Below are 13,052 nucleotides of genomic sequence, written 5' to 3'. Positions count from 1 at the left end.
GTCATTTAGTTTCTCCAGTAATTCCCCATGCTAAAGTGGTATAATTTCCAGAAGGAACAATTTGTATGATGAATCAAATTCCTGAAAAAGTTGCTGAAGCTGTTAAATATTTTCTAATACCAATTTGACAAAATAATGCTATACTTAGCTGAAACTTCAATTATTAAGTAATTAATACAGGTAGAATAACATTTTTGAGAATTATTAGCTTAATCTTGTCTGAATTATTCTTATGTGTACGGACGTTTTGCTAACGCAAAGCTCCGCTAACGCTGTGCGATATGTTTGCGTAGCATTCCGGAACGGAAAACGCATTTTTGCATGTGTAACGTCCCTACCTCCCCAACTCCCCAACTCAAGAAACTGTAGCAAACATTTATTAAATTGGTATAAGGTGATGATACCCAAAAGTTATCGCAAGCTTGTTATTAAAAACTTTAACTCTGATTTTCGTTCTGCTGTGGAAATTGTAGAAACTGAACTACAAAAACCTCAAACAAACGAAATTCTAATTAAGAATCAATTTGCAGGGATTAATGCCGGATTTGATACTTTATTATCTCAAGACAAAATTCCCTATTTAAATCCAAAAATACCGATAGATATGGGAGTAGAAGTAGTAGGAAATGTGGTAGCTATTGGAGATAATGTCAAACAATTTAAGACCGGAGATAGAGTTTTAACTTTTACTAAAGGGGGAGCATATAGAGAATATCAAACTGTTAGTATAGATGGAGTAATTAAAGTTCCTGAAGTTTCTCCAGAAATTCTCACATTAGTGCCTACAGGAGTTTCCGCTTTAGTAGCTTTAGAACAAGTGGGAGAAATGACCAGTCAAGAAGTAGTTTTAGTAACTGCTGCTGCTGGAGGAACAGGACATATTGCCGTACAATTAGCTAAACTAGCAGGAAATCATGTTATTGGAACTTGTGGTTCTCCAAAAAAGGTCGAATTATTACAACAATTAGGTTGCGATAGAGTTATTAATTATCGTCAGGAAAATGTTAATGAAGTTCTTAAAAAAGAATACCCCCAAGGTATTAATTTAGTATTTGAATGTGTTGGTGGAAAAATGTTTGATACTTGTGTTGATAATTTAGCTATGATGGGGCGTTTAGTTGTTGTTGGTTTTATCTCCGAATATAGCCATAATTTAGAACAAATTAATCAACCTCGAATTTATCATCAACTCTTTTGGAAAGCTGCCTCAGTTAGAGCATTTCTCATGCCATGTTATCGAGAATATCAAGCAGAAGCTAGCGATCGCCTCTTTAATTTGTTTCAAACTAAGCAACTTAAAGTAGCGATCGAGCCTACAGAATTTAGAGGATTAGATTCTATTGTCGAAGCTGTTGAATATCAACTTAGTGGGAAAAATCAAGGTAAAGTAATTGTCAGATTATAGACTAATCATTAAATAGTGCGGTACACTTAATTTCAACAATTAATCCTGGGGTAGATAAAGAAGTAATTTCTACCGCTCTCTAAGTGGGAAATTATTGAGTAAAATAACAATCTTTTACCTTCATAAATAATGCTAAATGGGGAATAGTAAACGGTTGTTGAGACTCTGAAGATTCCCCTACATTAGTACCAGTAACATGATAAATTACCATTTCTACGAAATTATCAAAAGTAGCTCCAGCAGCCACCAAAACTTTTTTAACATTCTCAAAAGCTTGGATAAATTGTTCTTCTATCTTTTGCGCAACCTGTAAATTTTCATCTCTTCCCACCTGTCCTGAAATATATAACATATTTCCTATTTTAACTCCAGGACAATAGTGATATTTTTCATATATACTTTCCATTCCTTGAGGAATAATTACTTCACGTTTTGGCATTGATAAAGTCCTTTAACTTTTCAGGTCATTAATTATAATCAAGTTTTTGTTTTGAGTCCAGTTTTAGCCCCGGAAATAGTTATCTTCAGGCTAAAACTTAAAAATCTTATCATAAAATGATTACAAAATTGGTTGGCACGCTTACAGTAGTTTCTCCAGTTTTAGCTCTATATATAAGATAATAGTTTTCGGNCGGAAATAGTTATCTTCAGGCTAAAACTTAAAAATCTTATCATAAAATGATTACAAAATTGGTTGGCACGCTTACAGTAGTTTCTCCAGTTTTAGCTCTATATATAAGATAATAGTGAAGTGGATTATTAGAAATATGCTCGTATATGGACTATTCATTTTAGTAATTATAATATTTCTTATCCGTTCCTCTAGTTTAAGTCTTTTTCAAGAATCGAAAAGTTGGACTTCATCAGAGCGAACCAGGTCAATTTTCCTCTTTCTGTGGAAGTTTCTCAGTTATCTGGGTATGTCTGCAGTTTTTATCTCTCTAGGACTTATGATGGGTATTATCGGCTATCATTGGGCAGCGGGTTTGAGTTGGATAGATTCTTTAGTAGAAGCTTCAATGATTCTTAGTGGTATGGGACCAATTAGTCCCCTCTCAACTACTAGCGCAAAAGTATTTGCTTCTATCTATGCACTCTTTAGTGGTTTAGTTTTTGTTATCGCGATGGGGATACTTTTATCTCCTTTAGTCTATAGTTTGTTAAGTCAATTTCGGCTTCATCTCAAACATGAAAACTACCAACAAGATGAACACTGACCAAAATGACCGAGATGTAGAACTGAAAAACTAACGGGGTGACAAATAGTCTTTTATATAGAATCCGGTTATATAGTATATCTCTATAATTACACTTCAATATTTAATTTCCCCTACTACCCTACTCTCTGAACAACTCTAATAATTATTTAACCGGATTTGATATTATTCGTCCCTCCCTGTTCCCAGTTACAGTGGTTTTCATTTCAGTAGACCACAGTAGGGACGTTGCATGCAACGTCCCTACTGTGTTTTGGTTATGACGTGAGGTCATCAATCTGAAAAGCACTGTAAGTTTTCCCCATCTCCTTATTTATATTTCCTTAGACGAACTATCTGTTAATTTTAAGGAAGTACAACAATTTTTCCCATCAAACTACGCTGCTCTATCCTACTCAACGCTTCCTCCACTCCCTCCAGACTAACTATTTGCTCAATAGTTGACTGTAACTTTCCCTGCACAAATGCTGGGATAACTACCTCCTTGAGAGTTTGCCAACTTGCCTGATAATAACTGCTATACCAAAGGGCAATACCATAAATTGCAATATTGCGCCCCAGTAATTTTCCCATAGGTAAAGCAGCATCCAAACCAGTCGTTGTACCATAGCAACCAATACGACCATTATTAGCTATTACCTCTAAACAGTCAGCAAATGTCACCTTACCTCCTCCATCAAGTGCCACCTGTACTCCAAGATTTTCTGTAATCTTGCCTACCTCAGAAACTACATTTTGACTGCTATAGTCAATTCCATAGTCAGCACCTAATTTCAGCAGATATTCCACCTTAGCTGCATTACCAGCAGTAGCGATAACCTTTGCTCCTAATAACTTAGCTAATTGTACTGCTGCACTCCCCACACCACCACTACCAGGATGTACTAATACCCACTCTCCAGTCTGAACTTTTGCCCGATGGATGAGAGCTACAATAGCAGTCAAATAGTTAATAGGTAAACTAGCTGCCACCTCAAACGATATATCGTCGGGAATAGCTAATAATTCTGTAGCAGGAGCGATCGCCATTTCTGCAAAAGCACCTCTAACGTGACCCACTACCCTCATTCCTGGCGAAAACCCTTCAACTTTTTCCCCCACAGCATCAACAATACCTGCTGCTTCTTGACCAAGAATTTGAGGCAACGCGCCGTCGTCTGGTCTTTTATATTTTCCGTAGGTCATTTGTAGGTCTGAGTTATTAATTCCGGCAGCTTTTACAACCAGTCTAACTTCACCGGAATTAGGGGCTAAAATTTCTGTTTCTTCTACTTGAATACCAGAGATACCTGTGTATTCATGTATGCAAACTGCTTTCATTTTTCGTTATGTTATCTAGAATTATCGCTTTTAGGGAACTAGGGAATAGGGAACAGGGAATAGAAAAAATGATAACCCTGTAGGGACGTTGCATGCAACGTCCCTACTTTAAGGTACTATTAATGACATCTCCAAAAATAAAAAATAAAATCAATTATTTCTCTGTATTCCCTATTCCGTCTTTTATGGAGATGTCTAAAGTGGAACTACAAACAGAATAATAAGTTTTTTGCTGAAAGTGTAGCTTTCCTGGAGAGAATACATAATATTTCAGATAATTTAAGTTGGTTAATAACCTCAAAAATGATCAAATTATTATTTTCCTAGCGAGGCAAATTTCGTTTTTTTTATTTAACTAACTCTTTCTTCTTTAATAATTGTTCTTTTGACAATTTGATCATTCTGAAACCAATGCCAAGTTCTAGCGCGATGATTATTATCAGGACTAATATTTTCGGACAAATTTTAAATTCAGGATANTTCCTAGCGAGGCAAATTTCGTTTTTTTTATTTAACTAACTCTTTCTTCTTTAATAATTGTTCTTTTGACAATTTGATCATTCTGAAACCAATGCCAAGTTCTAGCGCGATGATTATTATCAGGACTAATATTAATCATTTCATAAATATAAAAATCTGCCATTCCTTTATAAGTAATCCACAAAATAATTGTTGAATTATCTACTTCCCAAGCATAACCATCCAATCTTTCTGTATCAAACCAAATTTTTTTATCCCGATATATTCCCGGAAATTGATATTCTTCTTTTTTACCATCCGCCCACTCATAACGATTAGTTTGAAAATAGGGATATTCTGCATTATCTGGAAATTGACAAGTTAAATGGGAACTGTGCTTATCAATAATATTTCCCTCGTTATCTACTATTGTATATGTTCCTTTCCAATCTCCTTCATGGCGGACTAATACTGGCATTTCTTCTCTAATATTAGACATAATAACTATTCCTGATTCAGACAGTGGATAAAATTGAGGCTATTATATAGCAGTTTAGGAATTATATTTCGGTAATGGGGCAAGGCAGTCTAAACTTTCAACCACTATTACTATAGAAGGACGACTCAAAAAATTAGTTAACCTCTGAAAGCGATATAAATATGGCAAATATTCCAGAAACTCTTGCAACTTTCCCCAGAAAATAGTAAATTAAAATACAGCAAATATTATACATTTTTGCTTTGTCTGGCAAAAAGGTCTTATGTTCAAACTTTTTACAACAAGTTATTATATACAAATTACTTATATCCTTATTTACGGCTCTCCTCACTAGCCATTGTGACTTTAAGAACGCTACATTTAGGTTACAATAAGTAAATAAAAATTTACATTTGTTTAGTGTTTATGGCCACTTGATGGTCAGTAATTAGTCAAAAACATTACTATATTGGAGAAATCTCCCCTGTGACTATAAACATATAATAAGAGGTAGTAATAATGTTTGAACGGTTTACAGAACAATCAATCAAGGTAATCATGTTAGCTCAGGAAGAGGCCCGTCGCTTAGGACATAACTTTGTGGGCACAGAGCAAATTCTCCTTGGTTTAATTGGTGAAGGTACAGGTATTGCATCTAAAGTTCTGAAGGAGCATGGTGTAAATCTCAAAGATGCTCGGAACGAAGTAGAAAAAATAATTGGCCGTGGTTCTGGGTTTACTCCAGCAGAAATTCCTTTTACTCCTAGGGTAAAAAGGATGTTAGAAATTTCTCTAGAAGAAGCTAGGAAATTAGACCATAACTATATTGGCACAGAACATTTGCTACTCGGATTACTACAAGATTCTGAAGGAGTAGCTGCTAAAGTTTTGGACAATTTGGGAGTTGATAGAGGCAAAATTCGGACTCAAGTAATTCGCTCCCTGGGAGAAGTTGCTGCAGTGTCTTCTGGAGGGTCTAGCCCCAATGGGAAGAAAGCCGTTACTCTAGAAGAATTTGGTACAGATTTAACAAAGTTAGCAGCAGAGGGTAAAATCGATCCAATAGTAGGGCGACAAGTTGAAATTGAACGGATGATTCAAGTCTTAGGTCGTAGGACAAAAAATAATCCTGTTCTTATTGGTGAACCTGGAGTTGGAAAGACAGCTCTCGCTGAGGGGTTAGCTCAACGGATCGTTAATCAAGATGTTCCTGATATCCTGGAAAATAAACAGGTGGTTAGTCTGAATATTGCTTCTCTGATAGCTGGTACTAGGTTCAGAGGGGAATTTGAGGAACGGCTGAAAAAAATAATGGATGAAGTCCGTGCTAATGGTAATATCATTTTGGTAATTGATGAAATTCATACTGTTGTAGGTGCTGGTGCTATTGAGGGTAGTATGGATGNTTAATCAAGATGTTCCTGATATCCTGGAAAATAAACAGGTGGTTAGTCTGAATATTGCTTCTCTGATAGCTGGTACTAGGTTCAGAGGGGAATTTGAGGAACGGCTGAAAAAAATAATGGATGAAGTCCGTGCTAATGGTAATATCATTTTGGTAATTGATGAAATTCATACTGTTGTAGGTGCTGGTGCTATTGAGGGTAGTATGGATGCTGCTAATATTCTTAAACCTGCTTTGGCAAGGGGTGAACTGCAATGTATTGGGGCGACGACTCTAGATGAATATCGCAAGCATATTGAAAGGGATGCTGCTCTCGAACGTCGTTTCCAACCTGTGAAAGTTGGTGAACCTAGTGTAGAACAGACTATTGAAATTCTCTACGGGGTACGTTCTGCTTATGAGCAACACCATAGGTTGACTATTTCTGATGAAGCTTTGGCAGCAGCAGCAGAATTATCTGACCGCTATATTAACGATCGCTTCTTACCAGATAAAGCTATTGACCTCATTGATGAAGCTGGTTCCTGTGTCAGAGTCAAAAATTCAATGGTTTCACCAGAGTTGAAGGAACTAAGACGACAACTGTTGAAGGTGACAAAAGAAAAGGAAGAAGTTGTTCGTCAACAAGACTTTGAACAAGCAAGTAAACTGCGCGATCGTGAACTAGAAATTCAAGCAGAGATTGAACAGACTAATACCGACAACGAAAACAAAAAAACCAGTAACTCCCCTGTAGTGACTGAAGATGATATTGCTCATATCGTGGCATCTTGGACTGGAGTTCCTGTGACTAAGTTGACAGAATCTGAGTCTGAGAAACTGCTACATATAGAAGAGACTCTGCATCAACGTCTCATTGGTCAAGATGATGCAGTGAAAGCTGTTTCCCGTGCTTTACGTCGCGCTCNAAACAAAAAAACCAGTAACTCCCCTGTAGTGACTGAAGATGATATTGCTCATATCGTGGCATCTTGGACTGGAGTTCCTGTGACTAAGTTGACAGAATCTGAGTCTGAGAAACTGCTACATATAGAAGAGACTCTGCATCAACGTCTCATTGGTCAAGATGATGCAGTGAAAGCTGTTTCCCGTGCTTTACGTCGCGCTCGTGTTGGTTTGAAGAACCCCAAGCGACCCATTGCTAGTTTCATTTTCTCTGGTCCGACTGGTGTTGGTAAAACAGAACTGACAAAAGCATTAGCTGCTTATTTCTTTGGTTCTGAGGAAGCAATGATTCGGGTGGATATGTCAGAATACATGGAACGTCACACTGTTTCTAAACTTGTTGGTTCCCCTCCAGGGTTTGTTGGTTATGATGAAGGTGGACAATTAACGGAAGCTGTACGCCGTCGTCCTTACACTGTAGTATTGTTTGATGAGATTGAAAAGGCTCATCCAGATGTATTTAATATTATGCTGCAAGTTTTAGAGGATGGTCGTTTGACTGACTCTAAAGGTCGAGTAGTAGATTTCAAGAATACCTTAATTATTATGACTTCTAATATCGGTTCTAAAGTGATTGAGAAAGGTGGCGGTGGTTTAGGTTTTGAGTTTGCTGAGGATCAAGAAGAAGCTCAATATAATCGTATCCGCAACTTAGTTAATGAGGAACTGAAACAATATTTCCGCCCAGAATTTCTCAACCGTTTGGATGAAATTATTGTCTTCCGTCAGTTGACTAAGGATGAGGTCAAAGAGATTGCCGAAATTATGCTGCGGGAAGTATTTAGTCGTTTAGGCGATCGCGAAATTACTCTGACAGTCAGCGATAAGTTTAAGGAGCGCTTGGTAGAAGAAGGATTCGATCCTAGTTATGGAGCGAGACCTCTACGTCGAGCTATTATGCGATTGTTAGAGGATGTTTTGGCAGAGCGTTATTAGCAGGTCAAATTCAGGATGGGGAAAATGTTTATGTAGATTTAGATGAAAATGGTGAAGTTACCGTTACATCTACGGGAACTGCTAAAGAGTTGTTGCCGGAATTTGCTTACAGCAATAATTAATGTCAACAGAACGTTGTAATCAACGCAAAATTTTGAGAATAAAGAGTTGGGTTAAGCATTAGCATAACCCAACATTTTNCCGGAATTTGCTTACAGCAATAATTAATGTCAACAGAACGTTGTAATCAACGCAAAATTTTGAGAATAAAGAGTTGGGTTAAGCATTAGCATAACCCAACATTTTTTATGAATATGATTTTAAATCGAGCGATCGTGATAAAAAAGAACCGTTCATTAGGAATAAATAATGGGGCAATGGCTATTCGCCCCTACAATGCGGCAGCTATATCGCTCCTTGGAAGTGGAATGCTCTAATTACCTAGAGCACACTTTGTTGCACTACCTCCGTAATTTTTATTGCTGGTCGTAATATTTTTTAACCTGGTCATGATATTTTTTAACTTAGACATTCATCGACTCGGAAATACTTCTGATGGTAGAATTCATATNTAAATAATGGGGCAATGGCTATTCGCCCCTACAATGCGGCAGCTATATCGCTCCTTGGAAGTGGAATGCTCTAATTACCTAGAGCACACTTTGTTGCACTACCTCCGTAATTTTTATTGCTGGTCGTAATATTTTTTAACCTGGTCATGATATTTTTTAACTTAGACATTCATCGACTCGGAAATACTTCTGATGGTAGAATTCATATTCAGAAACCAAAACTTTTTTCTCAAAGGAGTTATTTCACTGAATGAGCAATCCAATTCAGGTTTCACCGCCAACCAACGATCTGACTCTGTCAAAAGATCAGACCCTCGCCGAAGTGGTTAAGGTCACGATTCCGAAATTAGGAATAGTGCCGAAAGTCGATGTCTATTTTCTATCAGACACCACTGGTAGCATGGGTTCAGCGATCGCCTCCGTCCAGAGAGGCATGGNGAGCAATCCAATTCAGGTTTCACCGCCAACCAACGATCTGACTCTGTCAAAAGATCAGACCCTCGCCGAAGTGGTTAAGGTCACGATTCCGAAATTAGGAATAGTGCCGAAAGTCGATGTCTATTTTCTATCAGACACCACTGGTAGCATGGGTTCAGCGATCGCCTCCGTCCAGAGAGGCATGGTAGATATCGTCAACCAAACTCAGGCTTTAGGGTCTGATGTCCAGTTTGGAGTTGGCAACTACAAAGACTTTCCAGCTCCAGATCCTAACAGACATCCCTTCGCCTTCGAGCACCAGTGTAATCTGACTGCCAATATCGCCGACGTTAAAGCCGCAGTCGATACCTGGAGCACGACCCCAGGTAGGGACGTTCCCGAGGCTCAGTTCTATGCCCTAGATCGGGTGGCCGAACCACCAGGTGGCAAAATTGGTTGGCGTGCCGATGCCCAGCGGATCATCGTCTGGATTGGTGATGCCGGAGGTCATGACCCTATATGCAAGGCAATCTCCAGCCTAGACTACGACATTACCGAGAAATCAGTCACCGATAAGCTAGTGGCCGAGAAAATTACCGTGCTGGCAATGAGCTTGGAAAGCAGTGGCGCAAGGGACGGGCTGGATAACCCGATCGAAGGGGTCAGTGATTGGTACCGCAATCATTGCGGCAATCCGGTGGGCGAAGCGGGACAAGGAACCCGGATTGCCAATAGAACGGGGGGCATACTAGTCTCAGGTGTCAGTCCAGATACTGCTGTTGAGCGGATTATTGCTGAGTTAGCAGCACAGATCACCACAATCAGGAACGTGCGCCTAGTAGCGAGTGGTGCGACCGAACCGTTTGTGCAAGCAATCGGACCTAGCGCCGGTTATGGTCCCCTCAGCAGAGATGAAGACCATGAAATTAGCTTCGCCGTTTCCTGGCTTGGTAATGTTGCAGCCGCCACAGATATTCAGGTCTTCAACGGCTCCCTTGATGTCGTCGCCGATGGACAAATCGTTGGCAGCAAGACAGTCACAATCACAGTTCCTGCAATCATTCCGCCTGGTCCATATCAGCATATTCCTTTAATCGTGGAGCTGTTCCAACACTGGTTCACCAGGAACTCCTTGGGGGGTGGTCCAGGCCGACGTCTTCTGTTGAGCCAGGACACCCCCAACCTGGCTCCTCCTTATCATATGAATAACGTCACGAGTTCGTTGAAGATCCGTCCTGGTCCGAACTTCGACCCGAATGCCGACTACGAGGTGAGCTTCTACCGNGGGTGGTCCAGGCCGACGTCTTCTGTTGAGCCAGGACACCCCCAACCTGGCTCCTCCTTATCATATGAATAACGTCACGAGTTCGTTGAAGATCCGTCCTGGTCCGAACTTCGACCCGAATGCCGACTACGAGGTGAGCTTCTACCGGGACCCCGACTATATCGGAGGTCAGTTAGTGCTGACGCCTGGTGAGTATCCGGATCTAAATGCTGGACCAATCAATTTCGGGGACCGGATCTCTTCGGTCAAGTTCGACCAGGGTGTGCCACCAGCCCCAGCGGTGACTCCGATCCCGGTGGTAGCCGAACTCTACAACCGTGTGAACTACGGAGGAACTCGGAAGCTGATTATATTTGAGGATGTGGACCACCTGGGTCACTACTCCGAGTACAACAACATGACTTCCTCGGTGAAGGTATTCAAAGGGCCGAACTACAGGCCAGGAGATAAGATCAGGCTCTACGACGATGTCAATGGTACTGGTAACTACATCGACCTCGAACCCGGTGAGTATCCGGATATCCAACAGAGCCACACCTTTGGTAATAGGACTTCATCAACCCGGTTTATCATCGGAGATGGCACGGGGTCTGAACCAGCTTCCCCCGGGTCGATGGAGTACGCCCACATACCGTTAATTGTGGAGCTGTACCAGCATTTCTTCTCCCAGAGCTCGATGTGGGGAGCGGGTCCAGGTCGGNCTTCATCAACCCGGTTTATCATCGGAGATGGCACGGGGTCTGAACCAGCTTCCCCCGGGTCGATGGAGTACGCCCACATACCGTTAATTGTGGAGCTGTACCAGCATTTCTTCTCCCAGAGCTCGATGTGGGGAGCGGGTCCAGGTCGGCGTCTGCTCTTGAGCCAAGACACCCCCGAACTGGCTCCTTATGATATGAATAACAGAACTAGTTCGTTGAAGATCCGTCCGGGTCCTAACTTCGACCCGAATGCCCACTACGAGGTCAGCTTCTACAACGACCCCAACTATATCGGTAGTCAGTTAGTGCTGACGCCTGGTGAATATCCGGATATCCACAATAGACCAATCTTGTTCGGGGAGCAGATATCTTCGGTCAAGTTCAACCAGGGTGTGCCACCAGCTCCAGCGGTGAGTCCGATCCCGGTGGTAGCCGAACTCTACAACGGTGTGAACTACGGAGGTCGGAAGCTGATTATATTTGAGGATGTGGACAACCTGCTGACCGACTCTTCGCTCAACAACCTGACTTCCTCGGTGAAGGTATTCAAAGGGCCGAACTACAGGCCAGGAGATAAGATCAGGCTCTACGACACGGCCAATGGTACTGGTAACTACATCGACCTCGAACCCGGTGAGTATCCGGATATCCAACAGAGCCACACCTTTGGTAATAGGACTTCATCGACCCGGTTTATCATCGGAGATGGCACGGGGTCTGAACCAGCTTCCCCCGGGTCAATGGAGTACGCCCACATTCCCTTAATCGTGGAGCTGTACCAGAATTTATTCTGGAGAGGGAATCCAGGTTGGCGTCTGCTCTTGAGCCAAGACACCCCCGACCTGGCTCTTTATAATATGAATAACAGAACTAGCTCGTTGAAGATCCGTCCGGGTCCTAACTTCGACCCGAATGCCAACTACGAGGTGAGCTTCTACCGCGACCCCAACTATCTCAGTAGTCAGTTAGTGCTGACACCTGGTGAATATCCGGATCTCCAGACACCAATGCGGTTCGGGGAGGCGATATCTTCGGTCAAGTTCAACCAGGGTGTGCCACCAGCCCCAGTGGTAAGTCCGATCCCGGTGGTGGCAGAACTGTACGACCTTATAAACTACGCAGGTCGGAAGCTGATTATATTTGAGGATGTGGACGACCTGGCTACCTACTCCAGCTACAACAACCTGACTACCTCGGTGAAGGTATTCAAAGGGCCGAATTACAGGCCAGGAGATAAGATCAGGCTATACCAAAATCCCGATGCTAGTGGTAACTACATCGACCTCGAACCCGGTGAGTATCCGGATCTCCAACAGAGCCACTCCTTTAGTAATATGACCTCATCGACCCGGTTTATCAAAGGATAACCCTCTTAATCTGGCGTTGCTGAAATGTAATGGTAAGTAGCTGAAGGTAAAATTGAAAAACTTATGTTTAGCGTTGATACTTAATCTAAAAATCATTACCACTCAGCAACGCTCTTAATCTCACTCTTCGGTTTTTCCTACTAGCGGTCAAATGTTACCTTAAATCTTTTGACTACATCCTGTATGTAGGACTTGAGATTGACATACTCCCCCGCTGTAATCTCTAATTCAGCGGGGGTAGGTTGACTCCTAAAGAGTTAATCAATCTATAACTGTTTAAACGGATTTGAGATGAGAGATTTATTCCAAAAAAGGAGGAATTGGACAGTTAAGGGAAATGACGATCGCCCGCAAGAGTTCAGCCTCTTCTAATGTCACTTTTCGATCTACTAAAACTGCATAGAAGCCATTTGGTATCTTTACAAAAGTGAGGATTAGGAGACAGGAGACAGGAGACAGGAGACAGGAGTCATAATTTCCCGAAATAGAATAGGGAAAAAAGTATAAAAATAGCCCTCATCCCCCCATCTCCCCATCTCCCCATC

6 protein-coding genes and 4 pseudogenes are annotated in these 13,052 nt (G+C 41.3%); 7 read left to right on the top strand and 3 right to left on the bottom strand.

The features are described from left to right. The first annotated feature begins 397 nt into the window (after nt 1–397). On the top strand, nt 398–1,405 hold the full coding sequence (locus AFK68_RS29620; RefSeq protein WP_094675333.1) for a zinc-binding dehydrogenase: 1,008 nt from the start codon (nt 398–400) through the stop codon (nt 1,403–1,405). 91 nt (nt 1,406–1,496) lie between these two features. Here AFK68_RS29620 and AFK68_RS29615 read toward each other — a convergent pair whose 3' ends face one another. Continuing rightward, nucleotides 1,497–1,844 carry a Rid family hydrolase gene (locus AFK68_RS29615; protein ID WP_210407568.1) on the bottom strand — a complete coding sequence of 116 codons (348 nt, stop codon included), beginning with the start codon at nt 1,842–1,844 and terminating at the stop codon, nt 1,497–1,499. A 481-nt stretch (nt 1,845–2,325) separates the two neighbouring features. On the opposite strand from AFK68_RS29615, the gene AFK68_RS29610 reads away from it, so the two are divergent. Continuing rightward, nucleotides 2,326–2,622: a hypothetical protein gene (locus AFK68_RS29610; protein ID WP_210407681.1), complete on the top strand. Its 297-nt coding sequence runs from the start codon at nt 2,326–2,328 to the stop codon at nt 2,620–2,622. A gap of 345 nt (nt 2,623–2,967) precedes the next feature. Here AFK68_RS29610 and AFK68_RS29605 read toward each other — a convergent pair whose 3' ends face one another. Both AFK68_RS29605 and AFK68_RS29595 read right to left on the bottom strand, forming a co-directional pair. Continuing rightward, the gene (locus AFK68_RS29605) at nt 2,968–3,942 is read right to left on the bottom strand and encodes an NADPH:quinone oxidoreductase family protein (RefSeq protein ID WP_094677449.1); all 975 of its coding nucleotides are present in this window, start codon (nt 3,940–3,942) and stop codon (nt 2,968–2,970) included. Between the two features lie 511 nt (nt 3,943–4,453). Continuing rightward, on the bottom strand, nt 4,454–4,900 hold the full coding sequence (locus tag AFK68_RS29595) for a DUF3598 family protein (protein ID WP_094677447.1): 447 nt from the start codon (nt 4,898–4,900) through the stop codon (nt 4,454–4,456). 498 nt (nt 4,901–5,398) lie between these two features. On the opposite strand from AFK68_RS29595, the pseudogene AFK68_RS29590 reads away from it, so the two are divergent. The 5 genes and pseudogenes from AFK68_RS29590 to AFK68_RS46945 form a co-directional block, all read left to right on the top strand. Then, nucleotides 5,399–6,284: pseudogene (locus tag AFK68_RS29590) on the top strand (Clp protease N-terminal domain-containing protein); the annotation flags it as partial. Nucleotide 6,285: 1 nt separating this feature from the next. After that, nucleotides 6,286–7,191, top strand: a pseudogene (locus tag AFK68_RS35755) (AAA family ATPase); the annotation flags it as partial. 1 nt (nt 7,192) lies between these two features. Continuing rightward, nucleotides 7,193–8,287: pseudogene (locus AFK68_RS35750) on the top strand (AAA family ATPase); the annotation flags it as partial. Between the two features lie 186 nt (nt 8,288–8,473). Further along, complete coding sequence (locus AFK68_RS43705) at nt 8,474–8,602, top strand: hypothetical protein (RefSeq protein ID WP_256386680.1); 129 nt, start codon at nt 8,474–8,476, stop codon at nt 8,600–8,602. Between the two features lie 643 nt (nt 8,603–9,245). After that, nucleotides 9,246–10,438, top strand: a pseudogene (locus tag AFK68_RS46945) (hypothetical protein); the annotation flags it as partial. Between the last annotated feature and the right edge of the window lie 2,614 nt (nt 10,439–13,052).

The organism is Hydrocoleum sp. CS-953 (assembly GCF_002260545.1).
GTDB lineage: Bacteria > Cyanobacteriota > Cyanobacteriia > Cyanobacteriales > Microcoleaceae > Trichodesmium.
Note: the sequence above shows the minus strand (reverse complement) of the source record. Positions and strands in the feature narration are given on the sequence as shown.

Coding starts and splice junctions, on each gene's coding strand:
- AFK68_RS29620 (WP_094675333.1), top strand. CDS start 398: ATGATACCCAAAAGTTATCGCAAGCTTGTTATTAAAAACTTTAACTCT.
- AFK68_RS29615 (WP_210407568.1), bottom strand. CDS start 1,844: ATGCCAAAACGTGAAGTAATTATTCCTCAAGGAATGGAAAGTATATAT.
- AFK68_RS29610 (WP_210407681.1), top strand. CDS start 2,326: ATGTCTGCAGTTTTTATCTCTCTAGGACTTATGATGGGTATTATCGGC.
- AFK68_RS29605 (WP_094677449.1), bottom strand. CDS start 3,942: ATGAAAGCAGTTTGCATACATGAATACACAGGTATCTCTGGTATTCAA.
- AFK68_RS29595 (WP_094677447.1), bottom strand. CDS start 4,900: ATGTCTAATATTAGAGAAGAAATGCCAGTATTAGTCCGCCATGAAGGA.
- AFK68_RS43705 (WP_256386680.1), top strand. CDS start 8,474: ATGAATATGATTTTAAATCGAGCGATCGTGATAAAAAAGAACCGTTCA.